This window comes from Blautia sp. JLR.GB0024, assembly GCF_037000545.1.
GTDB classification, from domain to species: domain Bacteria; phylum Bacillota; class Clostridia; order Lachnospirales; family Lachnospiraceae; genus Blautia; species Blautia celeris.
In genome coordinates, this window is the sequence record NZ_JBANBF010000001.1 from 188,494 (window position 1) to 214,810 (window position 26,317).

The following is a 26,317-nucleotide window of genomic DNA, read 5'->3' on the forward strand; positions in this document are numbered from 1 at the left end:
ATTATTAGATGAAAAATTTGAGATATTTATGGAAAATATGTCATGAAAATAAGCATAGAGGAGATTATTATGGATAAAGTCGATAACAATAGCAATAGTATAGCTGAATCATCAGGTGTTGTTTATAGCAATGTCGGAGTGGGAGAAACTACATATGAAATGAATAAGTTTCATGCAAAGCAGGGACATGGATTTGCTGCGGAGAGAGCAGAACATATTAATGACTTGGCACATGGAAAAGATGCTCAAATCTTAGGTGATAATAATGCAAAAGATGGTGCAGATAGATTGGTAAATGGGGTGGAGATTCAGTCTAAGTATTGTAGGAATGGAGCAGCATGTATTCAAGAATGTTTCCACAATGGTAAGTATAGATATTATTCAAAAAATGGAGAACCCATGCAGGTTGAAGTGCCATCGGATATGTATGAAGATGCAGTTAAAGCAATGCGTCGAAGAATTGAAAATAATCAAGTTGAGGGTGTTACTAATCCTGATGATGCTGAAAAAATTGTAAAAAAGGGTCATTATACATATTCACAAGTAAAAAGAATTGCACAGGCAGGAACTGTTGAATCACTCACATTTGATGCAGCAAATGGAATGATTATTGGTGCAAGTGCAATGGGAATATCAGCTACAATTTCTTTCGCAACATCTATCTGGAATGGAGAAGATCTACAGACAGCACTTCAAAATGCTGCACTGAGTGGCTTGAAGATAGGCGGAGTGTCATTTATGACAACTATTATTACATCTCAGATAGCAAGAACTTCAATAAATTCAACGGTTCGATTGGGAACGGATATTGTAGTTCAAAAATTAGGACCTAGAGTTACTTCGAACATTGCTAATTCATTGCGAAATGGGACAAATATTTATGGTGCAGCTGCAATGAATAATGTTTCAAAACTTTTGGCAGGAAATATTATTGCTGGATTTGCGTCATTGGTTGTTCTTTCGTCAGGTGATATAATAAATATTTTCAGAGGTCGTATTTCGAAAGAACAGTTGTTTAAAGATGTAACGATAACAGGAGCTACTATAACAGGTGGCACCGTCGGATGGGGAGCCGGAAATGCAATAGGAGGCGTTGTTGGGGGAGCAGTTGGTGGAGTATTAACAGGTGGAACAGGTACTGCTACTGGAGCAAAAATCGGATCAAAAATAGGTGGATTTGCGGGAAGCGCAATAGGTGGAACTGTTGTAGGAGGCACAACGCAAACAGTAATGGACAATGTTATAGAAGATGATTCCATTAAAATGATGAGAATTGTTGAAACGGAATTTGTCAGTATATGTGAACAATATTTAATAACAGAAAATGAAGTATACGAAATATTACCGAAATTAAAGGAGAAACTTACACTCAAGGAAATAAGAAATATATATGTTAGTCAAAACAGAAGCCTTTATGTACAGTCGGTTATTATGGAATGCGTAAATCCAGTATTAATTAAAAGAACTTTTGTGGACTGTCCAGATGAAGATTTGATGCTTTCTGGAATTAAAGAGCTGATTGAAGATGCAATAGATGGTGTTGGCATATTTGATACAAGTGAAATTGTACCAAGTGTTGCAGATATTCAGCAAAATTTGTTGGAAAATTCAAATATAAGAGAAGAACAAGTGATGAGCATTATGCAACCCGTTATGAAGATAAATAAAACTCAATTGAAAGCGGAAAGATGTATGAAATCAATTCAAAGAAGTAATGAGAATATGATTAATAAACGTGATGATATTTATCATGAAAGAGAATTGTATCAGCAAGAATTAAATAAAATAATTGAAAAATAGATGAAAGGAAGTAATAGGATATAGAATACGAAGAATTGATAACGATTGGAGGAGCACTATGTCAAGTGAAAAAGAAATCAAAGAATATGCAGACCGGCTTTGTAGAAAGTGTTCTGGTGTTCATATCACACAGATAAAGGAAAGAAATGACTGGATTATAAATGAACTAGTGGCTACATTTAATATTAGTTATGAATACGCTAAAAATTGTTTTGAAGACAATAAAAATAGATGACAGGGGGAAAGTAAGGTGGAACTTGCAATAAAAACAGTAGAAGTAACATCACTGCAGGAAAGTGATAAGAGTGAAATTGATAAAGAAGTTGATAGAATAATTAACCAGCATAAGAATAATAGATATGAAGTTAATCGACTTGTTTTTGAAAGTGTTGCTGCATTAACAGAGAGTGAAAACTATTCAAATGAACTTAATTCACAAGGTACTCTGAAAAGATTTTGGGGTGGGATTACAGGAAAAAACAGAAAATTGCAAAATGGAATAGATAATAGTCTTGCAAGAGCACAGTATGCTTCTCAGCAGACATTGCAAAAATTAGCAGAGCAAAATTTGATGAGTTTTGAGCTAATCACTGCAGTTAATAACAAATTAAATGCATCCGTTATTGAAATTGAAGCAGAAATTAATAAAATATATGGCACGTTAGTAACTTTTTTTAAGCAGACTAAGAGTGATATTATACAACTTGAAAACCGAGTTGATCGACTAGAAAAAAACATCAATTTATTAAATTGGCAGAATTCAATAGAATATCAAATGTGGAATGGCGTTGAATATGCAGATTTAGAGAAAAATCAGAAAATTGTTTGTATTGTTCGAGATTTTTATGATTTAACTAAAGGGAAGTGGACAACATCAGATTTGCTTTTACTCAAAACTGCGATGTCAACAATTAATTTACAACCAAAGGAAAATGTTAATTACAAGGAATTTATATTATCAATTCAAAGCAATCAAGAACTTTTTGAAAAACTATTTGAAGGGTTATCTCTTAAGGGAGTGGAAAATTACTCACAGTATGTGACGATTGCTTCAGGAATACAAAAAAAGACACTGTTAGATACGAGTGAACAGTATACTATAGATAGTACAATAAAACTATTAGATGACAATGGGTGCCACTTAGTCGAAGAAGAGGTTAAAGAGAGTATTTTAGATAATTATGAAAAAAAGTATGCTAATGTTGATATTAGTACAAGTATCAATACATATGATTTCATAATTGAATTATTATATAATTTGGAATATGTGAAAGAAATTATGTATGTCCAAACACTTGATGGAAAAATGAAAGAAGCAGAATTGTTATTTTCATATAACGAGATAGAGAAAGTATATCCGATACTCCAGGAACTATCAGATTATGGTTATGTAAAGGCGAAATATTTATTGGCATTAATATATGAACTTGGTTATACAGATATTGAAATAGATTATGAAAAGATGAATGATTTATTAGATGAATGTATCGAACAGGAGTATTGGCCGGCATTAGTAAGAAAGTATATACCAATTTTTCGAAAAGCTGAACAAGAACTGTGTAAACAAAAAATTGTACCTATACTAGATTTGCTGAAAAATATGGTAAAGCAAGGCGATGTGTATGCAGCGGAAGAATATGCTAGATGTTGTATTAATCTTGTCTTTTTGGGTGTTTCGGATGAAAATAACTATGGCGAAGCAATTGAATGCTTTGGAAAAGCACCAAATGTATTAGGTATTTATGGATTAGCAAAAAGGTATGATAATGGTAGTGGCGTAGAAAAAAATCTAGAGAAAGCCTTAGAATTATATGAGCGAGCTGCAGTTTTTGGATATGCACCAGCCGAATACGAGGCTGGGAGAGATTACGCAAATGGATGGGGGTGTGAAAAAGATTTAAAGAAAGCCTTTAATTACTATAAAAAAGCATATGAGCATGATAATTTAGCTGCCGTAAATGAGTATGCGCGGTGTTATAGTAATGGATTCGGTGTATCTATAGATGGAGAGAAAGCATTTGCGTTGTTTACTGAAGGTGATAGGCGAGGGAATGTTACTTGTACATCAAATATTGGTTGGTGTTATCAGAATGCAATGGGAGTAAGTAAGGATATGGATAAGGCTAAAGAGTATTATTTGAAAGCAGTTTCATTGGGAGATTCCTGGTCACAAGAACAACTTGATAAATATTTTTAAGTTGACAATAAACGTAGATTTATGAAATGTCTCTAAAATGTCTACATCCCGCCACGAAAACTTGTGGACAAGGTGGAATATCTGGAAAATCTATACCAGATATTCCATTTTTAGATTAAATCAGACACAATATATAGATGTCAGTATTGAATTTACAGCGTTTCACACTCTCGGATTACAACAATCCAGAACCGGGTCCAGGCGCAAAAGGGCTTGTACTATATGTCCCTTAGCAGCCTGCGGATATCTTCCCTTGCTTCTCGAAATTGTACATCTTCCGGCGAAATCTGCAGAATAAACTGAATTTTCCCCAGCAGATGCTGCAGATAACGAACAGGATCCGGTTGCCCCTCTATCATCCATTCTTTCTTGTTACAACGCCGTAAATGCTCCATTACCTCGTATTTTTTACAGTAATATACCTCTGCCCGTACCTCTCTTTTATACGCACGCCCAACATCTGCCTTTTCGTTCACAACGATTCCCGTCACGGTTTGTCTGGTATGTTTTCCAAGCAGCTTAGTTTTCTTTTCATTCAGCACAAATCCCATGGTTAAAAGGTAGTTTTTGACCTTATTTTTCAGTTCGACTTCATCGAATACACCGGAAAATGTCATATCGTCACTGTAACGTGTATAATGAATCCCTCTTTCCTCGCACCATGCTCCCATATAGTTGTCAAACGACTTCATGACCAGATTGGAAACTGTCGGAGAAGTAGGTGCGCCCTGTGGAAGATAATCTTCATAACAGCAAAGTTCTGCCAGTATCCGTCTTACTGCAGGCGGAAAGTAGATGGCCGGAAAGGCTGATTGGTAAACCAGAGGAAATGTTATGTTTTCAAAGAAGTTTTCTATATCCAATTTCATGACCTGTTCCTGTCCTACATGGGAAAGTGCATTGTCCAGCACTGTGGTTTTCTTTTTGTAGGCAGTGGCATAGACGGAAACGGAAAGTCCGTCCAGAACATGATGAAGTAGATTTTTCTGTATGGTATTCAGTAACGCGTCCGGTACCAGCAGACGGCGCACACTGCCGTTTCGCTTTGGGATCTGGGCGGTATGGTAGTGTTTCTTTATATGATTACTGACAGCATAGAGACATGCAAGTTCTTTTTCCTCTCGTACAGGTGCTCCCTGTAGAAGCCGGAAGGACAGCAGCATGTCTTTGATCTGTTCTTTTGTACAATATTTCCATAAATCATTGTCATAGTTTGATAAAGTAGTTGTCATATGATTCTTTTTCACCTCGTATACAGGGACAATACAAGAAGGTGATTCTGTAAGATGCGCAGACGTACACAGGCGTAAGCCGCCTGCACACGGCAGTGTGCTGAAGTACCTCGGAGCATCTGGAAGTCTTTTGGTCTCTTTTTCTATACCGGACGGCGACTCGCCATCCGGCTGGATACGCTGTCCTATTTCAGACAGATCCAGATATGCTATTGTCCCTGTATCACTATCATATCATCTGTGTAGTAAACTTACAATTTATTTTTACTGAAAGGGAACTTTCATGGAAGTGTGATTTTGTTACGGAGAACCCGCAATGTTTAAGCGGGTTCTCTATTGCAGTTAAATTCCAAGAATTCCGTCCATAAATGCGATAATTCCCTCCTCGACATTATTCTTGATCTCACTGTAGTTATGTATTTCATGACGATATCCGGAATATACGCGGGTTTTCACGTCATGTCCGGTATCACAAAGCCAGTTCGAGACCTCATAGATACCTTTTCCGTATTCGCCAACAGGGTCCTGGTCACCGCCGATATTATAAAACGGCAGGTCCTTTGGAACTCTCTCGGCCCACTGTGTTCCTTCAATTGCCAGCATCATCTGGGTAAAGTCATAGAGTGACCGGTTGCTGGTTGGTTTGGTAAAGGCATCAAAAGGATCTTCCGCGTGGTCACGCTGTACATAAGGGTCTGAACAGATCCATTCATTTCCGATGGTAACATCATCACACCGTTCGCACATCCATCCCATCAAGGCACCTGTAAATTCCGGATTGGAATTCATTCCCAGTCCGTCGTCAATGGCTTTTTTGAGAAGCACTGCGGCTTTATCCGCTCCCCGGAAGACTCCCGTTGTACCGCAGATCGTGACACCTGCCAGGTCTTCTCCATATTTTGCCGCATAATCTCTGGCTATAAAGGATCCCATGCTGTGACCGAAAATAAAATACGGCAGATTCGGATATTTTTCACAGACCAGTTTTTTCAGGCTGTGTTCATCCTCCATCATGGTGTGGAATCCCGCATCGCCCCAATCACCCCATACACCGCTGACCATGGCTGTTTTTCCGTGCCCCACATGGTCATCAGCCGCTACAATATAACCGGCGTCCATGAATTTTACGATCATATGCAGATACCTTCTGGAATGCTCACCGAATCCGTGGATAATCTGTACGATTCCTTTCGGCCTGGCAGCCGGAACGTATATCCATCCCTGCACCTGGTCACGTTTGTTGTAAGACAGAAAATTTACTTCATGCAGCATAAAAACACCTCCATAGTGATAAAATTTGTAACTACTTTTATTGTAAGGGGCAGAGAGGAGCGTGTCAAACGGAAATGAAATTATATGAGAATATTGCAGCCTGAACAGCCAGGGAGAGTATGATTTGGAACAGGGCTCCATTTTTTAGAGCCTCGTGAAACCTGGAATACTGGTTAATATAATTACTCCAGTATGAAATGATTGAAATAGTAATAACGGAATTTTTATTATGACAGACATATGTCACATTTAAAATGTTATAATATTTATAATCTAAATCTTAATATAGATTCAAAGTTTCAAAAGAATAACCGTTCGCATCTATAGTCGTAAGTTTGGGTGGAATTATATCTGATATACTAAAGTATTTTAGTAATTATTTCTTGTTTCAAAATCATGAAAAGTTCGAGGTAGTTCTATTCCAATATAGACTTTGGAGCGGTAAGAAAATTAACGTAAGGAGAGGCTATTTATGTTTGATATCGAAAAGGATTACAATTTAAAGATTGATGAATTACGAAAGCTGCTGAAATCGTCCAGGCGTTTTGATCAGGCAATTGAATTAGCATTGGAAATTCATGCAGTGACGCACACAGGTAAGGTTTCATTAAGTGACAGTCCTACATTTTGTGATGATTTATTGGAGGGATTGGAGAATGAGGATTACAGCATAATGCCGACTGAGAAAGACGAAACAATAGCCTGGCATTTATGGCATATAGCGAGAATAGAAGATTTGGTGGGAAATCTTCTTATAGCAGAACAGTCCCAAATTTTCAATGAAGAATGGATGGAAAAAATGAGTGTGTCCGTAAGAGATACCGGTAACGTAATGACGGACATGCAGATCATTGATTTTAGTGAACAGGTAAATAAACAGGAGCTGATAAAGTACAGAAACGCGGTAGGCTGTCAGACCCGCAAAATATTAAAATCCTTGTCACCACTTGATTTGAAACGGAAACCCGGAGAAGAATATTTAGCGCGGCTGGTCAGCGAAGGTGGTTTGCTGGAAGTAAAAGGGTCCATTTGGCTTAAAAATTTTTGGGGCCGGCACACTTTTGCAGGGCTTATTTTGCTGCCGATAACTCGTCATCATATGATGCATCTGTCCGATAGTGTGGTCATTAAAGAGTTTTTGTTAAATAATCGGTAAAATAGGTTAGATGAACGGAGCTGCCTATGGGAGATAGTCAAGGCTTCCATGGGCGGGCTTTTTCTGCCCATCCTTTTTCCTTCCAGTATTTTACATCCGCTTCATTCCATCCTCTCCGCTGTAACAATCGCATAATATTAAAAAATGCTCTGGTTTTTATGGAAGGAGATACGTGCCCTATATTCTCATTAATTTTATCAGCTATTACAGTGATTTTTTTTTCTATACGTTTTTTTAGATCAGGATTCACGGCATCCCATGAAACTGCGGCAACGCCTACGCCATATTTATAAGTTCTGGCAACACCCCAGAAGAATGTGCTGTCAGCCATATCTTTATTTGTACTTTTCATGCCTCCGCCAGCGGCTGTGGATATGCAGACAGCCTGTTTGCGGAACATTTTTTCTTCTGGTCGATGCACCATCCACCGGTATCCATAATGGTCTAAAAAAGCTTTCATTGCTCCTGTTGTATGATAAACGTATACAGGACTTGCCAGAATGATTACGTCGGCACGGTCGATAGCTTCTGTGATAGGCTTTAAGTCCTTAAAGTGAGGACATAGTGTTTCTGATTTTTCAAAACAATTTGTACATCCGATACAAAAAGAATGAAAATCCTTTGGCAGAAAAAATTCCGTGACTTCGCCATTTAATTTTTCCGTTAGCATTTTAGCGATATGATAGGTTGAACCTTTATGGCTTTGACCATGTATAACAGCTATTTTCATTTTCTGTTTCCTTTCCTGTTTTCAGGTAAATTATAGCATAATAATGGTTTGAGAGGTACTTTTTATTTTATGTTTTGGGAAAGATACTTAGTATTATAAAGAGATAGTTTTTGCAGCCGGTATAGGGACGATTAAGGGAGGGCTTTTGGTATATCTAAGCCAATGGAGGGCAGCGCTACAGATTATGGTGATTTATTTTATTTTTATGATTGAAGTGGCTAATATATTATGACTTGATGAAATGAAAAGAGGTTTTTATTTGGAAAAATATAGGATATAATGTAATAAAATAAATCATAGTCAGGTCAGGGAGGATATATGTTCGAGTTCATAAAAATATTAACATTGCGTGCAACATATGAATGTCAGGAAGAAGGAAGGCTGCCTTCATATTTGGGATCTACAATAAGAGGAATTTTAGGCCATTGCATCCGGGATTTTTGCTGTGATTTTCCTGATAAAAGATGTTTTCAGTGTGAGAAAAAGGATAATTGTCTCTATGTGCAATGTTTTAGCAATACGGGTGGAGAAGCAGGTGCAGTGAATCCATATGTGTTATATGTACATGGAGAAGGCAGAGAAAGATGGAAGAAAGGAGATTTATGCGTATTTGACCTTAATCTGCTTGGCAGTGGAACAGAAAGAGCAGGCATATATTTGGATGCACTGCAGGCAGCAGAGAAAAGGGGATGGGGGGCGGCAAGGCTGTCCTTTCGTTTAATGCAGGTTATCGACTCAGATTCGGGCAATGTGATTTATACAGGGGGAAAATGCTGGTTTCGTAATCTTTCTCCAAAGCCGCTTCAGACGACAGGACGAAATGCCTCTTATGCAAGCCTTTTTTTTGATACACCGCTTAGAATCGTATCAGGGGATAAACTATTTGATAAACTTCCCTTTGATACGTTTATACAGTTTCTTATCCGCAGAATATCGCTGTTGACAAAGGCTTACACCGATTTTCAATTGGAATGGAAAGAGGAGGAACTTCTGAACCAGGCCAGGAAAATCAAGACTTTAGATGAGTATTGGAGAGAAGTTCCGTTCATCAGGTATTCTATGAATCAGAAAGATGGAAAGTTAAAACTTTCATCCAGGACTGGCTGGATTTTATATGAAGGGGATCTATCTAGTTTTGTGCCAATTTTGGAAGCGGGTAAGTATCTGCGGGTAGGAAAAGGTGCTACCATTGGATTTGGACATTATGATATTTCTTATGATAAATAATGGGGAAATAAAAGGCTGGAAACAGTTGGATTGAGAGGGATTGTGATAAAAATCGGCCTTGAATTTTTTGTAGAAAATGCAGATGATATAATATTTGTTCAGAAGATGATTACTAAGCTTATTTTATAAAGTGCGAATGTGGAGTGAACATAGTTTGCCGGGGAGATTCGCACTTGAAAAAATGGTTAAAAATTGATGATGGAGTGATTTTTTTAAGATATATTTGTAGGAAAGGTTGCATTATTAATCAAAAAGGGTTAAAATTTGGTAGAAAGAAACAATATTTATTGGGAATATTGTGCATGTTTGCTGTCACTTCCTTCGCGGAAGTGTGGATTGAAATATTTAATTCACCCCTTCTATTTAACCACTCATTGCGTCACTTCCTTCGCGGAAGTGTGGATTGAAATTGTGGATGGCAGCAAGTATTGGTTTAATTGCAATCGTCACTTCCTTCGCGGAAGTGTGGATTGAAATCGTGTTTACTGGGCGCTTCTACTACCATACAATCGTCACTTCCTTCGCGGAAGTGTGGATTGAAATATAATGTTGTATCTGGGATTGTGGAGTCGATAAATGTCACTTCCTTCGCGGAAGTGTGGATTGAAATAACGGATACGGGCTTGATGCGGTATTGTCATGGGTCACTTCCTTCGCGGAAGTGTCGATTGATATCAGACAAACGTCTTTCCATATAACAGTGAGAGCATATCCCACATTTTCAAAGTATATCTGGATGTAGATATCCCTGTGGAAGTGAGAAAATTCCGATTTCTTGAACAGGTGCCAGAATACAATCTGGCTCCGGGATACTTGGGGATATAAAGACGGTTTTTTCAGGTCTGACACAAATCTTGGTACTGAAAAAAGCGAGGAGGAGGATAGAAGAGAAAAATTGGAGTTTCTAATGGAAACCGTAACCATTTTGTTCAACGGAGGGAAGAAAATTTATGTTTCGGACTATGCAGTGGGAGAAAATGTTGTAAAAGCATTGACAATAGATGCATGCCTCTTTGATATCGGACGGCCGTTTTGGGGACGACCGCGGGACAGAAAACTTGGACATTTGTCTCCAGTTCGGTCTGCCCGGGGAGGAGAAGATAAAGCCGGTCAGCCTGGCTGATAAAGGGGGGTTTACAGAGAACCCGTATGGCTTCTTATGAGAGATGGCAGGTAAGGGGGATGCCATCACATGACCCCTTTCCTGCACTGCACCGGCGTTACGCCTGTATAGACTTTGAACATTTTGGAAAACTGGCGGTAATCGTCATAGCCAACCGCTATGGCGATGGAACTTACGGAATCGTCTGTTGTGAGAAGAAGCTTTTTTGCCTGCTGCATGCGCAGCATGGTCAGATAATGTTTCATACTTGCGCCTGTTTCTTTTTTAAAACACTGGCTCAAATAAGAAGGGCTTACATTAAAGTCTCTGGCAATATCGCTTACAGACAGGGGCTCTGCATAGTGCTCTTCCATATAACGGAGCACCTGGCGGACGACACGGTTGCTGATATTGTGTGTCTTTACCTGCTGTTTTGCCAGAGTATGGATGCAGTCCAGGACACGGGTACAGCTTTCCTCTATGGTGCCTAACTGCGTGGTCAGAACAAGCCAGGGGCTGTCTATAGTCTCCATCAGCAGTTTGACGGACAGTTCACTTTTCAGAGATTTCAGAATGGATTCACTTACCAGGTAATACAGCTTATAGCTCATACTGGGCTTAACGATCTTGAGATACAGACGCCGGATCAACTCCGGAAGCTCCTTGCTGCTGATATCAAAGCTGAGATAATGTTCAATGGCATCAATGGTGTTCTGAATCTCATCTCTGCTAAACCAGCGCTGATGGGATTTGATATAATCATTGGAAATTGCCACTGCTTCCCGGCAGAAAAAGCGGTATGCGCAGGTCCGTTTAAAATCCTGATGTCCGCGGCTGATATCTTCCGGTCCCAGTAAAAGGTCACTGATAAAACAGTGGGAGGAAATCTGTCCGGCAGCTTTGGAAAATTCCAGGGCAAAATGGTCTGCCTGCTGCCTTCTTGTACGGATGCAGGAAGGATGGGAAGCATTTACAAGGATATAGGCAAAGGAAATATCAGAAAATACGATTTCCCCTCCCTGGTTTTCTTCCAGTATCATACTGAAATCCTCCAGGCGCAGAGCGTGCAGAAAATAATGGATGGATTTGTTTACCGGATAGTCAACCAACACGGTTTTGTCAAGCTCCCACATAAAAAGATAAAAATCCGAAGTGTTTATGTGGAGACGGTACTGCCTCTTGTATTTTTCAAATTCTTCCCGGGTGACACCGTACAGCATCGTCTTCATGGCTTCTCTGCGCTGCAGGTTTTCAAAGGCATCCGGAAAGCGGAGCTGCCAGCTCTGTGCCGGATACTGCAGCGGTATGGTGTGTTTCCATCCGGCTGCTTCGCGGAAGAAATCGTGCAGGGAATCATCCTGCTGCGTGGTTTCTGCAAAAAAGCAATTTCCGTTCGGATGCGGTTCAAACAGCAGAAAACGGCGCGTAGAGCAGGATTCATAGAGCACAGCCAGGCAGTCCTGTATGCGGGATGCCGGCCTCTGGACCATCAGGATCACTGCATCCGGGGAGAAAGATATGGCATCTTCCGCAGACGGAAGACGGTCGGTGAACAAAACCTGGTGACCGCACTGGCTTTGTGCCTTCATAAAGCCTGCTTTAAATTCTCTACTGCCGTAAACTAATATTTTCATATGCCTGTTTTTCCATCTCCTTTTTTCCATTTGGTTTTCAGCATAACTAAACGGCCGGAACTCCGGGAAATCTTCCCGGTTCCGGCCTGTTTATGCTGCCTGTTATTTTATGAGACGTCCGCGTACATAACATTTATGTTTGGAAAGAATATTCTCAGCTTCAGATTCTGCCTTTTCCGGGTCGGCTGCATACAGGGAATACAGTTCCTCGATGGCACGAAGACCGAAGCCTTCACAGTTATAGTCAAAAAGTACGGCGCCGTCGGGTGCTGTGATCTCGCCTGAGAGGTGGGTAGGAATGTGCAGCACGTCACGTTCTTTTGCTGTAAACTTCTCCATGCCGTCAATGCGGACCTCCACAAATCCCTCCTGCACAATAAACAGACTGTAGAAAGGATTCTGGGCACTCCAGCTCAACTGGAAACCGGGCTCCATGCAGAGCTGCCAGATCTCCTTGTGTCCCTTTGTCTCCCAGCGGGCTACCTTCTGCCTCAGCTCGCAGCCCTCGAATCTGTAGATACACAGGCCGCTGTTGTACGGGCGGATCTGGTAAATCTGTTCCTTTGGAACCTCCTCTGTGACAGGGGTATAGGTATAGTAGAGGCTGTCTGTGCTCTGTCCGTCCTTTGCCATGTCGAATTCAGTTTTATTATATTCTTTAAAACGCAGATTGGCAATACAGTCTTCCCCCATCTGGGTTTCCTGGAACAGCTCCCTCCATATGGTTCCCGCATCGATCCAGGTAAATTTATGCGGGGTATAGGCTGAGATATGTACGATATCACCTTTGGTGCACACTGCTTTTTTGCCGCAGATTTCCGTCAGCACAGAGCCGCCGTCCACCAGAAAGGTTTCCACACCGCGGGTATGTTCGTGGTAGCACATTTCATGGTTGGGGTCCACGTAAACAGTGTCCAGCAGTTCATTGTGCTGGTATGGCCCATAAGGTTCAATCAGATATTTGGAGTAGGTTTTCTTCCCTCCGTAGTATTCATCAAAGTCCATAAGCCAGGTCTTTTCCGGATCAATGTGGATGTCGTGCAGGGTATACTTTGTCATAATGTGTCCTCCTAATTTTTTCTTTTTGTCGGTTACGGTCATGCGGATGATACTGTCCGCTGATAAATTGTGGTTATATTATAACAGAGATTCTTTTCTTTCCGGTGTCTTTATTTTGGTAAAATGTGTGCTTTTTATCGTAAGATGCCTCCATGTGGTAAAAAGGGACATAAAGCTTAAAAACCATGTGTTCTTAGTATATCAGAATGGAAGATGAGAAGATGTTTTTGGTATAAAGTGTGGTTTTTTTCGACGAAGCGGTCTTCAGTCCTTTTTCTCATAGGTGGTCAGCGTTTTCCCGAATATCTGATAGTAAGGCTTTTCCTCCCTGTGCTTCAGGATGAAATATCAGATTCAGTCATCCGGCAGAATACACACGACAGACAGGCCCGGTCCCTCCACAATATTCCATCGGCAGATGAAAATGCGTTCACAAAGCAGGACAATCAGCATTCCCACAATACACTGCAGAAGAAAGTCGGTTTCGTAGGTAAAAAGGTTATTTATCCCGTTGATACCCAGGTCGATAAATCCACTGAGCAGAAACATACGCCAGTCCGTCCGGTCATGTTTCCAAAAGGATTTCAGGAAAAAATAGATTCAGCCGGGAATTCTTTGGGCGTTTGGATTGCCTGACACAGAGGGGGTGTGGTATATTTAAAATAGATGTTTAACAATATTTGGCAATCGTAACGCGGAGGAATACCATGGGAGAGATAAGTGACTTCCGGAAAGATGTGGAAGTGGTAGTACAGGCTCTGGAGAGACAGAAGAGAGATGACCCTTGGGAGGAAGGAGAAAAGCTGTACCGGAAATACAGGGAGACGAAAAAGGATGCCGTGCGTCTGGCCGTGGCTCTTCGCGGCTTCTTTCTGAAAGGCGGCGTTTCAAAGGAGCAGAGAGATGATTTTGGACGCTGTATACAAGATTGGATCGTGCCCGCAGTGCAGGAGCTGATCGAGGAGGATGCGGTGGAAAAAATGGCGTATCTGGAAAGCCTGGGCTGGTTTCGGGAGGAGCAGTTGGAAATCTTCATCCAGACAGCACGAGAGCGTCAGAAGACCACCTCTCTTGTGTGGCTGATGCATTTGAAAGATAAGAAGTACGGATATACGGAAAAGAGCTTTCTTATATAATTATAATGACAATAAAAAACATCCGGCCGTAGATATTCCGGGAACCCCGGAGATATCATTACCGGAAAAATATAAATATGTCATAGGGTAAAGAAAATGAGATCAAATGAAGAAAAAGCAGCTCTGGGAGTGGAAATCCTGAAAAACTGCAGAAATGAGCTTTACAGTTATTTCCCATATCTGGACGGCGCCTTTGCCAGCGTCTCATATGAGGCAGGCAAAGGGGTAAAGGGAATCGGTACGGAGGGAAATGTATTTTACTTTGACCCTGTATTTCTGCTGGCAGGCTACGGGAATAATCCGGAGGTAATCCGCAGGGGATATCTGCACATGATGCTGCACTGTTTGTACCTGCATCTGTTTTCCAACAAGGAGCAGAGGCAGGATATCTGGAATCTGGCCTGTGATATTTCCGTGGAACAAGTGATTGAGAGGGAGGCGCTGCCGGGGCTTCGCCTGCCGGACCATCCGGTCAGAAAGAGATGTTTGGAAAAACTGGGAGGGCGCAGCCTTTCCGCGGAGAGAATCTGCCGGATGCTGGTGCAGGGCGTATTTTCGGACAGTCTGGAGGAGATGCAGACTGCCTTTTGTTTTGATGACCACAGTCTCTGGACGGCGCAGCAGGATGCAGAGAGGACAGCCAGGACAAAAAGCAAGTGGGAGAAGATTCTGGCCTACACAGGACAAAACAGGCATCAGAAGAAACAGAAAACAGGAACCCGGGAAGGTGACGGTGAGGAGGAGACAGTGACCGTCGGGAAAAGCCGTTATGATTACAGGAAATTCCTGAAAAAATTTGCTGTCCCCAGGGAAGAAGTGGAGCTTGATACCGAGAGTTTTGATTATATTATGTATCATTTCGGGATGGAGCATTACGGAGATATGCCGCTTATAGAACCCTTGGAATACAAAGAGGTAAATCGTCTGGAGGAGCTGGTGATCGCTGTGGATACATCGGGGTCATGTTCCAGGGAGACGGTGCAGCAGTTTCTGGCAGAGACCTACAGTATACTCAGTGAGCGGGAGAATTTTTTCAAAAAGATGAAAGTGCACCTTGTTCAGTGTGACTGCAGGATACAGGAAGCGGTGGTCATCCATTCGGAGGAGGAGTGGAAAGCATACAGCAGGGAGATAAAAATTCAGGGACGGGGCGGGACGGATTTTCGGCCTGTATTTCAGTATGTGGCAGAGCAGAAGGAGAAGAGAGTGATCAGGCAGTTAAAAGCACTGGTTTATTTTACAGACGGCGATGGGATTTATCCGAAGTGCAGGCCTGCGTATGAGACAGCATTCGTCTTTTTGGAGGAAGGTGCCGGTATGGACAGAGTGCCGCCATGGGCCATGAAGCTGGTGGTATCTCATGAAAAGAAGAGAGCCGGGGATTCCCGGATATGAATTTATACCCTATAAGGAGGAAGAAATGAACATCAAAGAGGCAAAGATGGAGATCAGCAGTACACTGAAGGCCTATCATGAGAAGGACGAACAGGGCAATTATGTATTTCCTATGGTCAGGCAGAGGCCCATACTGCTCATGGGGCCGCCGGGCATCGGCAAGACCGCTGTCATGGAGCAGGTGGCAGAGGAGTGCGGTGTGGGTCTGGTCTCTTATACCATTACACATCATACGAGGCAGAGTGCTGTGGGGCTGCCAAGTATCAAAAACAGAATATACCAGGGCCGGTCTGTGAGTGTAACAGAGTATACCCTCAGTGAGATCATAGCTTCTGTCTATGAGTGCATGGAGCGCACGGGAAAAAAAGAGGGGATTCTGTTTATTGATGAAATCAACTGCGTATCCGAAACCCTGGCACCCACCATGCTGCAGTTCCTGCAGAACAAGACATTTGGAAGCCATAAAGTGCCGGAAGGCTGGCTGATCGCGGCAGCGGGAAATCCTCCGGAATACAATAAATCGGTCCGAGAATTTGACATTGTCACGCTTGACCGGGTCAGGAAAATTGATATTGAAGTGGACTGTGATGTCTGGATGGAATACGCCTGGTCACAGCAGATACACGGGGCTGTGCTTTCCTATCTGAATATCAGGAAAGAAAATTTTTATCTTGTGGAAAATACGGTGGACGGTAAATTTTTTGTGACTGCAAGAGGATGGGAGGATCTATCTGAAATATTGAAAAGCTATGAGAGATTTCAGATACCTGTCACGGAGAAACTGGTGATCCAGTATCTGCAGAAAGAGGAAATCGCCAGGGACTTTGCCGTGTATTACCGGTTGTACCAAAAATACGGGACTGATTATGCCATTCCGGAAATAGCGGCAGGTACTTTGTCAAAGGAGGACTATGATAAGCGGAGGGATATGGCCCGCCAGGCTGCCTTTGAGGAGAGATTTACAGTGGCCGGCCTTCTGCTTGCCTATTTGGATCAGTCATTTGCTACATATATCAGGGCAGACGGGAATGTCTGTGCTCTCTATGAGGCGCTGGATGATTTTAAGAAGATTTTGCATGACAGTGCAGATATGCAGGTGCTTCAGACTTTTGCGGAGAACAGAAGAAGAGAACTGGAACAGCGGATACTGGAGGAGAAGATTACCGGAAAAGAGGCAGCAGTACAGGCGTGGGCAGTGGGACGGCTGGAGTCCTTTACTGTATATCTGAAGGAGAGACATATTGCGGATAAAGAAGAGGGTATGGCCTGTGTACGGGAGCTTTTCGGGCAGGAAGTGAAAAAGAGGCAGAAAATCGTAAAACAGGCGGGAGAAAATCTGGAACATGCATTTCAGTTTCTGGCGGATGCTTTTGGTGGGGAGCAGGAGATGGTGCTCTTTGTAACCGGACTATCCAAAAGCGAAAGAGCCATGGAATTTATAAACAGCAATGGAAGTGATGCGTATTTTCAATATAGTGAAGCTCTGCTTTATCGGAAAAAGGAGGAGGAGTTAAGAAAAATCTGTCTGGAAGAGATATAAACATTTTATTTCCTGTTTTTGTTTACATATGGAAGACTATGGTATATAATCAGATACAACAGATGATGTTTACTGCATTTCTGATTTCAAAAAATGAATATTGAAGTCTTTGTGGCAGGGTGTAAGTCCCTACCGATGGTATAGTCCATGACCCGCTTTTGGCGGCTGAGCTGGTGACTCCTTAATAGAAGAGGGGAATTCCAGCACCGACGGTATAGTCCGGATGAGAAAAGACATTTTCTGTGAAACTACGCCCGGAGCATATTTTTTGTTCCGGGCTCATTTTTTTGAAGGAGGATACAAACTATGAACCAGACAAACGAAACAACCAATGCAGCTTTTGACAAGGGTATGAGGGCCGGGACCGGCGCTAAAATGCGGGTGAAAAAGATTGCTTTCATCGGCCTTATGGGGGCAGTGAGCGCTGTTCTTATGCTTCTCAGGTTTCCGCTTCCTTTTATGCCGCCATTTATGTCCTTTGATCTGTCGGGGCTGATGGAGATGCTGGGGGGATTTATGTTCGGCCCCGGGGCAGCACTTATGATCATTGTGGTCAAAATACTGCTGCAGCTTGTCATGCAGGGCAGCTTTTCTCTGGGAACCGGTGAGTTACAGAATTTTATTTTAAGCTGCTGCTATGTCATGCCTGCGCTGCTGATCTATCACAGACATAAGACGAAGAAGACCGCATTGGCTGGTATGGGCGTCAGCACAGTGCTGGTTGGAGTTGTGGCGATCTTTACGAACCTGTATCTGATCATTCCGTTTTATGTGCGGTTGTTTGGCATGACCATGGATGAGATCATTTCCATGTGTAGTGCAGTAAACCCGGCCATGAAAAATGCTTTTTCCATGGCAGTCTTAGGAATCCTGCCGTTCAATTTGATAAAGTACGGAGTGACGTCAGTCCTGACATTTCTGTTATATAAAAGGTTAAGCAGAGTGATCAAAAGTGTTGTAGAAAAATAAAGGGGGATAAAAAAATGAAATTTACACTGGACAAATCCATCAGTTATGAGGAGGCCGTAGGGCGCATGTTTGAAATGCTTGGGAACAGCAAGATCATGGCACTGGCCTCAAGTCTTAACGACTATGTCATGGTAAGGAATGTAAGCTGCCTTTTTTACGATGACAAGATTTATTTTAAAACGGACAAAAATTTCAGAAAGACAAAACAGCTTCTGGAAAACCCCAGGGTAGCCATGTGCTGGAGCGGCGTTCAGGTAGAGGGAACTGCGCGAAATAAAGGCCTGGTGGTGGAGGAACCGGGAAGAAGATTTGAGGAGGGATACAAAAAATATCTGTGGGAGAGCTATAACAAATACAGTCATGAGGATACAGAAATCCTCATAGAAGTGTCGCCGGGATATGTGGAGATCTGGGATACCAGTGAGGATGGATACGCGTACCAGCTTTTTATTGATTTTGATAAAAAGTCTGTGGAGGTAAAACCGTACGATAAGAAGTAGGCAACGATTCAGCTAAAGGAATCGTTACAGAAATAGTTCTATGGGTATCACAAAGTGCTGCGCTTTGTGATACCCATAAGTAGTTTTATCTAAAATAGACCTGGAGGCGTAACCGGAAAAACTTACAGCAGACTATGGGCGGACAGCAGTGCCGTCCGGCAGGCGTGAGAAAAGCCAGCCGAAATCCATATCCGTATATGGGTATTTTGCGGCTTCCTTTTCATCAAAATCAATTCCGATTCCCGGGCGGTCACTGATATAGGCATATCCGTTTCTGACTTCCGGGCATCCCGGAAAAATCGCCTTTTCCGCTTCGCAGAATCCGCTGAACTCCTGAATGCCAAAGTTGGTACAGGACAGATCCAGATGCATCTGCGCAGCCATTCCCACAGGCGACAGGTCATTGGGGCCGTGAAAGGCGGTGCGCACACCAAAGGCTTCGCAGAAATGCGCCAGCTTTCTGGCAGGGGTAAGCCCTCCGATATCGCTTACATGAACGCGTATAAAATCAATCCACTGATTCTGTACGATAGTTCTCCACTCAGCGGGGCTGGTGAAAAGTTCTCCCATTGCCAGTGGTACAGAGGTCTGTTCCCTGATTATTTTAAAGTAACCGGCCTGTTCCGGCGGAAGGGCATCTTCAAGGAAGAACAGTTTATAAGGCTCCAATTCTTTGGCAAAGTTCAGGGTATCTGCCGGGGAAAGCCGTTCGTGCACATCATGCATGATTTCCAGGTCCCATCCGAAATCCCTTCGGATCTGCTCAAACATTTTTACCACACTCTGCATATAGGTTTTCGGATGATAGTAAGCGCCTGCAGGTGCGTTTTCTGGATGGATCATGGTCTGCATACTGCCCCCTGCGTTTCCGCCGTACAGGCCCAGGTGGCAGCGGATGTAGCGGTAGCCCTGTTCCATGTATTCGTTTATTTTATCCTCAACCTGATCCATGGTGGTTCCGTCCGCGTGGCGGTATACCGCGATTCCCTCCCGGCATTTGCCTCCGAACAGGCTGTAGAGGGGCATGCCCGCCAGCTTGCCCTTTATGTCCCAGAGTGCTTCATCCACGCCGGACAGCGCATTGTTGAGCACCGGGCCGCCGCGCCAGTAGGAGCTGCCCATCATGGACTGCCAGATATCTTCAATATTGTGGACAGACTTTCCCACCAGCATGGGTTTTAAATATTCCTCCACGGCAGTGACAACTGCTTTGCATCGCCAGGTAAAAGTGGCGCAGCCGATACCGTATAATTCAGGCTCTGAAGTTTCCACCTTCACGACTACGAGATTGACCTTTTGCGGTGCGGTGATAAAGGTTCTGATATTTCGGATTGTGATGTCTTTCATAATTACCTCCATATTTTTGCTTACTCTGCCGGATGAAAAAAAGGACTCTATGGCAGTTTCTAAAATCCGGCAGATGCGCTTTGTTATTTATTGCTGAAAGCATAACATTTTTCTGCAGGAGATTGTTGATATTATTTGGTATAAAATCACCATTTTTTAGTCAGGTGTATTCAAGATTTAGAATAAAGGGTATAATGTATTATCGGTAAAGTGAAAAACGAAAGCAAAATAGAGGTGAAAAGATGCAGATTCGGGTAAATGATTATGAGGAGCATGAACATTTCCGGGCTATCTGTGAGGACTGTTATAATGTCTCAAGAACCTGCGGCTATGACAGGCTCAGAATGTCCCATATACATAATACATGTGAAATCCTTTTGGTGGAGACAGGAGAAGCGGATTATTATATTTCAGGGAAAAAATATCATGTGGCGCCTTATGATATTCTGGTCATAGGCGCCATGGAATACCACAGGAGCGTGATTACGAATCCTCCTTATCAGAGATATGGGCTGACAGTAAAACCAGCTTATCTAAAAGGTATGATTCCGGATAAAGATATGCAGAAAATATTTTCCACACCGTCACCGGAATCATTCGTTCGGAATTATAAACGTGTCGATCCAAAGACATTTGAAAAACTTGTGTGCCTGCTCCAGGATCTGGCGGAGGAAGAACGGGGGACAAAGGAGTTACGCACACAGATGCAGAGGGGAATCCTGACCCAGACAGCCGTTCTTCTGTTCAGAACCTTCCGGATGGAGAGGAACCCGGAAGCATCGACAGCCGCGGATAAGGCTATGCGGGAAATAAAAGAGTATATTGATACTCATTTTCAGGAGCGGCTCACGCTTAAGACATTGAGCAGCCGCTTTTATCTTCATCCGACTACGATCAGCAAAGAATTCAGACGCTGCTGCGGGCATAACCTGAATAAATACATCAACACGGTCCGCATCTGCCGGGCAGCCTCCCTGCTGGAAACAGGTACAGACAGCGTGGCGGAGATTGCTGTAAAATGCGGGTATGAAAGCGAAAATACGTTCCTGAGACAGTTCCGGTCTATTATGGAGATGTCGCCTCTTCAGTACAGGAAATCAGTGAGTGTGTGGATGGGGAAAATGAGAGAGGAAAGAGAGAAGTCTGGTAAATTATGGTAATTCCTCCGCAGCGATTGCGTTATTCTCCTCAAAAGCTATAATAGTGGAAGAAAACCATACCCACAGGAGGCCTGCCAATGCAGAAAGAAATCACCTTTACCATGAAGACAGAATTGATCGAAGAATTTTCTTATCACTTATACAGCCAGGAAAAGACAGCGGCAACCATCAGAAAATATTCCACGGATTTAAAGACGTTTTTGGGATACCTGGGAACGGACAGACAGGTCCATAGAATCCGTCTTCTGGAATATAAAGAGTGGCTGAGACAGCAGTACGCAGTAAGCAGCGCCAATTCCATGCTGGCAGCAGTCAACTCCTTTTTGGATTACCTGTGTTTTCCTGAGCTGAAAGTAAAAAGTTATAAAGTGCAGAAGCGCATGTTTCTGGATTCAGAAAAAGAAATGACAAAGACGGAATACCGGAAACTGGTAGAGACAGCAAGAAAGAAGGAGAAGAGCCAGCTTGCCCTAATACTGGAGGCCATCTGTGCCACAGGGGTCAGGGTCAGCGAGCTGAAATATCTGACAGTGAAAAATCTTCAGGACGGCCGTCTGGAAGTCTGTAACAAGGGAAAGACAAGGATTGTCCTGATTCCGGAGAGCCTGCGGAAGAAGCTTTTGTGCTACGCCGGAAAACAGGGTATCAAGTCAGGTCCTGTCTTCATTACCAGAAGCGGAAAGCCAAAGGACAGGAGCAACATATGGACAGAGATGAAAGTATTAGCGGAACAGGCAGGAATCAAGCCAAAGAAAGTATTCCCACACAATCTGCGCCATCTCTTTGCGCGCTCTTTTTATAAGGCCACAAATAACCTTGCCGCATTAGCGGATGTTCTGGGACACAGCAGTCTTGAAGTGACGAGGATTTATACCGCGGATACACTGAAGAAATTTCAGGGAATGATAGAACAGTTGGATTTGATTGTTCCATAAGGGAAAGCATTAACACAACATAATAAGAATTATGTAGTTGAGATAAATGTTAATGCATCTGGTTTATAGAAATTTTAATACATATGGTAAAAAATGTCAACAAAATATACTCGGTTTGTCTTTTTTGGACAGCGGAGTATAGAAATTATCTGTAATTACCAAGTCTTAAACATATCAAAAAGAAGCCTGCAGGCAGATAAAAGCAGGCTTAAAAGAAAAGACGGCATATTCTGCTGCACCTCTCATAAGATTCCTTTAGAAGATAATCTTTTTTTACCACATAATTCTTATTATGTAGTAAGTAAGCAGCCGCAGGAAGGACAGAAAACCGGAGGGAGCAGGGTATGATTGAAACAGGTCGGAGTAAATTCCTCAAAAAGAGTAAAGAAACCAAAAGCAGAATGCCGAACCATGTAGAAGAGATGGGGCTTGGCAGAAAGCTGACAGATAAACTGAAAAACCACAGGATTGAGTATGTTACGGACATCCTGTCATGTACGGAAAATGAACTGCGGGAAACTGCAGTGCTGAATGACAGAGAAATGTCTCTGCTGCGGGAAAAGATGAGAGAATTCCAGCTTGATTTTTGGGATGAGTTGTTTTAGGAGGGGCAGATTCTGCGCCCCCAGTCGCACATAGACTCCAACACAGGAAGAAGCGTTTTGCCGAATTCCGTCAGTGCGTACTCTGTTTTTGGAGGCACAACAGGGTAAACCGTACGGCTGATCAGGCCGTCGCTTTCCAGTTCCCTGAGCTGCTGTGTCAGCATCTTGGTTGTAGCTTTTGGGATAAGCCGGTGCAGTTCGCTGAACCTGAGCACCTGATCCCTCAGATGCCAGAGGATGACTGCCTTATATTTTCCGCCGATCAGATGAATGGTTGCCTCCACAGGGCAGGTGTAAGTGTCGCTGCATACTTTCATTTTGATGTTCCTTTCTTTTTCGTATTTTCCACAGCAGAGATCATGCGTGGGGGGATGGTTACTTTTTGGGTACTATATACCAAAAAAGTGCGTTCTTGCTAAAAATAAAATCAGTGGTAAGATTATAGCATAGACAATAAAAAATCGAAAGAGAAAGGAAGAAATTATATGGAATTTTCAGAACTGGCAAAAAAGAGATACTCTGTACGCTCCTATAATGGAAAGAAGGTGGAGCAGGAAAAATTAGAAAAGATATTGGAGGCTGCCCATGCGGCACCCACAGCAGCCAATCTGCAGCCTGTCCGGCTGCTGGTGATACAGGAGGAAGAAGGTCTTGAAAAATTGTCAAAGGCTGCAAATGTTTACCATGCACCGCTTGTCATTGTGGTCTGTGCAGATCACGACAAAGCATGGGTTCGTCCTTTTGATCATAAACAGACCTGTGATATTGACGCTTCCATCCTGACAGACCACATGATGCTGCAGGCAGCGGATTTAGGGCTTGGAAGTGTCTGGATCTGTTATTTTAAGCCGGATGTCCTGCGAAAAGAATTTGGTATCTCTGAGAATCTGGAACCTGTTAATATACTTGCAGTGGGTTATAGTGACGAGACGCCCCAGCCCTCTGACAGGCATGGAAAAACACGTATACCGATTAAAGATCTGGCCTCATTGGAACATTTTTAAGAACAGGGGAGGATTTATCATATGACGGAAGGCTGTGTTTTTAATGAGAAAGTACATGCGTTTTTGATCGGTTCGTTTTATAGGGAGATGAAAGCGGCCAAAGGCCCGGCAGGGGTGGAATGTTTTATAAAAGCTGTCCAGAAAACAGCGGAACAGCGGGGACACCGTATGGCTCTCAGGGCTATGCGGGATGAAATGCCTCTGGATTATAATACATACATGGCATATGGGGAGATATATGCCACCATTCCGGGCAAAACGGAGATGGCCGGGGAGTATCCTGACGCGGAGACACGGGTTTACAGCTGCGCATGGCATGATACCTTTTGGGAGATGGATCTTGCGGAATGCGGCCTTGTATACTGTAAAGAGATAGACAGGGGGATTGTCAGAGGCTTTAATCCTGAGCTGTTGTTTGAACAGAAAAGTGTGCTCCACAATGCACCGTGCTGCCGCCTTGTGTTTAAAAATGCCGCTCTTGACAACAGCGTGCCGGTCTCCCGAGATGCAAAGAAGGACTGGGACTACCACTGTGGTCATTATTACAAAACATTTGGGGAATATGTGCGTACAGTTTTTACAGATGGGGAAGAGATCATAAAAAATGTGGATGAAAAATTTGCGGTGAGATATGGAGAGAACTATCTGGATGTTCTGCATGGATATCTGGAAACAGATTTTAACCTCATCGAGCGGTAACGCTTAAAACATCTGTCCGAACTACAGAACAAGAACAGCAGTGATTTTATATGAACATAGGGCTGCAAAAAAATACGGGTATGTGGAGCACTACACTCCATATACCCGTATAAATATTTATAAAAAGAATGGCACTCAAGCATCATAGACCGCCCAGTTCTGTTCTCCATCCTCCCGGATATGGATTTCCGGAAAACTCTGTATATACTGTTTGAACTGGGAGAAACCGTAATCCCGCACTTTGAAATCTCCGAATCGGTTGCGGATCTTATTGCTGAGGGTACCCAGAGGGACACCCTGGCGGCCCGCATTTTTAACAAGCTGGACCGCGTATTCCTCCAGCATCTCTTTTTTGCTCTTGTCTTCATAGAGGGTGACTGATACCTGAGTTCCTTCCTGCTGCAGCTTTAATTTGGGAAAGGATTCCAGGAATTTGGAAAGAAGGCTGTATCCGTAGCGTCTCACATCAAAATCGGGATATAATTTCACCAGGCGGCTGCCTACCTCACCAAGACCTGTTATCTTGTCGTTGTTCTGATTCTCTGTTATGATCTTGACAACAGCTTCCTCAATCTGTGTTTTGGAGACTACATCCGCACTGATCTGTTTTGCACCTTTTTCCATTGCGTGGATTGTGGGTTTTTCCTCTTTTTCTATGGCGTTATCCTCAAGGAGAAGTTCCAGTACCGTAAAAATATCACAGGCTTTTCTAAAAGAGGATGGTGTCTTGTCTTCACCCATACCGATGACATTTTTACCGCTTTCCCTCAGGCGGCTTGCCAGTTTTGTAAAATCGCTGTCGCTGGAAACCAGGCAGAAGCCCTCCAATTCGCTGGTGTACAGCATGTCCATGGCATCAATGATCATGGCGGAGTCTGTGGCATTTTTTCCGTGGGTATAGCTGAACTGCTGAATCGGTGTGATGGAATTTTCCAGCAGGACTTCCTTCCAGCTTGAATTATAAGTGCTTGTCCAGTCACCGTAGATTCTCTTGTATGTTACATTTCCGTATTTGGAGAGTTCATCCAGAATTGGCTTGATGTATTTGGCTGAGACGTTATCTGCGTCAATCAGCAGTGCGTATTTATCTTCCATATTTCCCTAACCTCTTATTCCGATGTTTTTTCACACATCATATCAAAAAGTATACCATACAAAATCGGATTTTGGTACAGGAAAAAAGCGCGTAAAATGACAGAATGCAACGATACATTATGGTTCATGCGCTGCTGTCCCACGTAATATTTTCAGACCGAAAGCAAGAAAATCTCCGGGCAGCCAGCATGATACGGAAAAATGCTCCCTGTCTGCGCATCGAGAAAGCGTGTTGCTGGGCAGGGAGAAGCCCGGGTGTTTTTATTTGTGAAATTTTACGGGATTGACAGTGCGGAGGGAGGAAGGTATAATCGGTTTATCTGGAGAGCATTTCATTTAATCTGCGGCAGGTCTGCCGAAAAATCCAGAAAGTATAAAATTGTATATTGTCGGACGAAAGAGAAAAACGGCAAAAACTGCAGTATGATGCAAAGTAAAAGTTGATATAAACTGTGTTTTGGTTTATATTGTTGGTATAGGATACAGATATCCTGTGGTCTGGTGGTCTGCCTTTTACTTTTTG

Annotated in this window: 24 protein-coding genes, 1 CRISPR repeat array and 1 riboswitch; of the genes, 15 read left to right on the plus strand and 9 right to left on the minus strand. The window is 42.8% G+C overall.

The genetic code is table 11. The features are described from left to right. The first annotated feature begins 42 nt into the window (after window positions 1-42). The 3 genes from V8Q34_RS00790 to V8Q34_RS00800 are packed head-to-tail and all read left to right on the plus strand — an operon-like array spanning window position 43 to window position 3,997. Window positions 43-1,800 (plus strand): hypothetical protein, encoded by a 1,758-nt coding sequence (locus V8Q34_RS00790; RefSeq protein WP_335834570.1) that lies wholly within the window; start codon window positions 43-45, stop codon window positions 1,798-1,800. Between the two features lie 58 nt (window positions 1,801-1,858). Further along, window positions 1,859-2,035 (plus strand): hypothetical protein, encoded by a 177-nt coding sequence (locus tag V8Q34_RS00795; RefSeq protein WP_335834572.1) that lies wholly within the window; start codon window positions 1,859-1,861, stop codon window positions 2,033-2,035. A 15-nt stretch (window positions 2,036-2,050) separates the two neighbouring features. Next, entirely contained in the window at window positions 2,051-3,997 is a 1,947-nt protein-coding gene (locus V8Q34_RS00800; protein ID WP_335834573.1) for a tetratricopeptide repeat protein, read from the plus strand. A gap of 218 nt (window positions 3,998-4,215) precedes the next feature. On the opposite strand, the gene V8Q34_RS00805 is transcribed toward V8Q34_RS00800, so the two are convergent. Both V8Q34_RS00805 and V8Q34_RS00810 read right to left on the minus strand, forming a co-directional pair. Further along, complete coding sequence (locus tag V8Q34_RS00805) at window positions 4,216-5,229, minus strand: reverse transcriptase family protein (protein ID WP_335834574.1); 1,014 nt, start codon at window positions 5,227-5,229, stop codon at window positions 4,216-4,218. Window positions 5,230-5,571: 342 nt separating this feature from the next. Then, window positions 5,572-6,501, minus strand: a complete 930-nt coding sequence (locus tag V8Q34_RS00810; protein WP_335834575.1) for an alpha/beta fold hydrolase — start codon at window positions 6,499-6,501, stop codon at window positions 5,572-5,574. Window positions 6,502-6,973: 472 nt separating this feature from the next. On the opposite strand from V8Q34_RS00810, the gene V8Q34_RS00815 reads away from it, so the two are divergent. Next, window positions 6,974-7,657, plus strand: coding sequence for a DinB family protein (locus V8Q34_RS00815; protein WP_335834576.1), 684 nt, complete (start codon window positions 6,974-6,976; stop codon window positions 7,655-7,657). A 37-nt stretch (window positions 7,658-7,694) separates the two neighbouring features. Here V8Q34_RS00815 and V8Q34_RS00820 read toward each other — a convergent pair whose 3' ends face one another. Continuing rightward, window positions 7,695-8,387, minus strand: coding sequence for a flavodoxin family protein (locus V8Q34_RS00820; protein ID WP_335834577.1), 693 nt, complete (start codon window positions 8,385-8,387; stop codon window positions 7,695-7,697). Between the two features lie 657 nt (window positions 8,388-9,044). Between V8Q34_RS00820 and cas6 the strand changes: the two genes are divergently transcribed. Next, complete coding sequence (gene cas6, locus V8Q34_RS00825) at window positions 9,045-9,614, plus strand: CRISPR system precrRNA processing endoribonuclease RAMP protein Cas6 (RefSeq protein ID WP_335834578.1); 570 nt, start codon at window positions 9,045-9,047, stop codon at window positions 9,612-9,614. Between the two features lie 311 nt (window positions 9,615-9,925). After that, window positions 9,926-10,289: direct repeats of the CRISPR family, unit length 32 nt; unit sequence GTCACTTCCTTCGCGGAAGTGTGGATTGAAAT. Between the two features lie 513 nt (window positions 10,290-10,802). Here the strand turns inward: cas6 and V8Q34_RS00830 are convergent. From V8Q34_RS00830 to V8Q34_RS00840, 3 genes are all read right to left on the minus strand, one after another. Continuing rightward, complete coding sequence (locus V8Q34_RS00830) at window positions 10,803-12,350, minus strand: helix-turn-helix domain-containing protein (RefSeq protein ID WP_335834579.1); 1,548 nt, start codon at window positions 12,348-12,350, stop codon at window positions 10,803-10,805. A 102-nt stretch (window positions 12,351-12,452) separates the two neighbouring features. Next, complete coding sequence (locus V8Q34_RS00835) at window positions 12,453-13,409, minus strand: cupin domain-containing protein (RefSeq protein ID WP_335834580.1); 957 nt, start codon at window positions 13,407-13,409, stop codon at window positions 12,453-12,455. A 354-nt stretch (window positions 13,410-13,763) separates the two neighbouring features. Then, a complete protein-coding gene (locus V8Q34_RS00840; RefSeq protein WP_227210767.1) occupies window positions 13,764-13,958 on the minus strand; it encodes a hypothetical protein in 195 nt (64 codons plus the stop codon). Window positions 13,959-14,116: 158 nt separating this feature from the next. Between V8Q34_RS00840 and V8Q34_RS00845 the strand changes: the two genes are divergently transcribed. The 5 genes from V8Q34_RS00845 to V8Q34_RS00865 all read left to right on the plus strand — a co-directional run bounded on the left by V8Q34_RS00845 (window position 14,117) and on the right by V8Q34_RS00865 (window position 18,949). Further along, the gene (locus V8Q34_RS00845) at window positions 14,117-14,545 is read left to right on the plus strand and encodes a hypothetical protein (protein ID WP_335834581.1); all 429 of its coding nucleotides are present in this window, start codon (window positions 14,117-14,119) and stop codon (window positions 14,543-14,545) included. A gap of 96 nt (window positions 14,546-14,641) precedes the next feature. Next, on the plus strand, window positions 14,642-15,940 hold the full coding sequence (locus V8Q34_RS00850) for a vWA domain-containing protein (protein WP_227210769.1): 1,299 nt from the start codon (window positions 14,642-14,644) through the stop codon (window positions 15,938-15,940). Between the two features lie 25 nt (window positions 15,941-15,965). Further along, complete coding sequence (locus tag V8Q34_RS00855) at window positions 15,966-17,480, plus strand: ATP-binding protein (RefSeq protein WP_442893843.1); 1,515 nt, start codon at window positions 15,966-15,968, stop codon at window positions 17,478-17,480. 101 nt (window positions 17,481-17,581) lie between these two features. Then, a riboswitch (FMN riboswitch) is annotated at window positions 17,582-17,719 on the plus strand. Between the two features lie 67 nt (window positions 17,720-17,786). Then, window positions 17,787-18,449 carry an ECF transporter S component gene (locus V8Q34_RS00860; protein WP_033139683.1) on the plus strand — a complete coding sequence of 221 codons (663 nt, stop codon included), beginning with the start codon at window positions 17,787-17,789 and terminating at the stop codon, window positions 18,447-18,449. A gap of 14 nt (window positions 18,450-18,463) precedes the next feature. Next, window positions 18,464-18,949 carry a pyridoxamine 5'-phosphate oxidase family protein gene (locus V8Q34_RS00865; protein ID WP_054353798.1) on the plus strand — a complete coding sequence of 162 codons (486 nt, stop codon included), beginning with the start codon at window positions 18,464-18,466 and terminating at the stop codon, window positions 18,947-18,949. 132 nt (window positions 18,950-19,081) lie between these two features. On the opposite strand, the gene V8Q34_RS00870 is transcribed toward V8Q34_RS00865, so the two are convergent. Next, window positions 19,082-20,296: an enolase C-terminal domain-like protein gene (locus V8Q34_RS00870; protein WP_335834583.1), complete on the minus strand. Its 1,215-nt coding sequence runs from the start codon at window positions 20,294-20,296 to the stop codon at window positions 19,082-19,084. Window positions 20,297-20,538: 242 nt separating this feature from the next. Between V8Q34_RS00870 and V8Q34_RS00875 the strand changes: the two genes are divergently transcribed. The 3 genes from V8Q34_RS00875 to V8Q34_RS00885 all read left to right on the plus strand — a co-directional run bounded on the left by V8Q34_RS00875 (window position 20,539) and on the right by V8Q34_RS00885 (window position 22,996). Further along, complete coding sequence (locus tag V8Q34_RS00875; protein ID WP_335834584.1) at window positions 20,539-21,456, plus strand: AraC family transcriptional regulator; 918 nt, start codon at window positions 20,539-20,541, stop codon at window positions 21,454-21,456. Window positions 21,457-21,533: 77 nt separating this feature from the next. Continuing rightward, on the plus strand, window positions 21,534-22,391 hold the full coding sequence (locus V8Q34_RS00880; RefSeq protein WP_148393676.1) for a tyrosine-type recombinase/integrase: 858 nt from the start codon (window positions 21,534-21,536) through the stop codon (window positions 22,389-22,391). 344 nt (window positions 22,392-22,735) lie between these two features. Further along, window positions 22,736-22,996, plus strand: coding sequence for a hypothetical protein (locus V8Q34_RS00885; RefSeq protein ID WP_033143765.1), 261 nt, complete (start codon window positions 22,736-22,738; stop codon window positions 22,994-22,996). Here the strand turns inward: V8Q34_RS00885 and V8Q34_RS00890 are convergent. After that, window positions 22,993-23,313, minus strand: coding sequence for a winged helix-turn-helix transcriptional regulator (locus tag V8Q34_RS00890; protein WP_103731961.1), 321 nt, complete (start codon window positions 23,311-23,313; stop codon window positions 22,993-22,995). The genes V8Q34_RS00885 and V8Q34_RS00890 overlap by 4 nt on opposite strands. Before the next feature lie 168 nt (window positions 23,314-23,481). Here V8Q34_RS00890 and V8Q34_RS00895 point away from each other — a divergent pair, with 168 nt between their 5' ends. Together V8Q34_RS00895 and V8Q34_RS00900 are read left to right on the plus strand one after the other, a co-directional pair. Continuing rightward, the gene (locus V8Q34_RS00895; RefSeq protein WP_335834587.1) at window positions 23,482-24,000 is read left to right on the plus strand and encodes a nitroreductase family protein; all 519 of its coding nucleotides are present in this window, start codon (window positions 23,482-23,484) and stop codon (window positions 23,998-24,000) included. A gap of 21 nt (window positions 24,001-24,021) precedes the next feature. Beyond that, window positions 24,022-24,699, plus strand: a complete 678-nt coding sequence (locus V8Q34_RS00900; protein WP_335834588.1) for an L-2-amino-thiazoline-4-carboxylic acid hydrolase — start codon at window positions 24,022-24,024, stop codon at window positions 24,697-24,699. Between the two features lie 135 nt (window positions 24,700-24,834). Here V8Q34_RS00900 and V8Q34_RS00905 read toward each other — a convergent pair whose 3' ends face one another. Further along, window positions 24,835-25,794 carry an NYN domain-containing protein gene (locus V8Q34_RS00905; protein ID WP_033143769.1) on the minus strand — a complete coding sequence of 320 codons (960 nt, stop codon included), beginning with the start codon at window positions 25,792-25,794 and terminating at the stop codon, window positions 24,835-24,837. Between the last annotated feature and the right edge of the window lie 523 nt (window positions 25,795-26,317).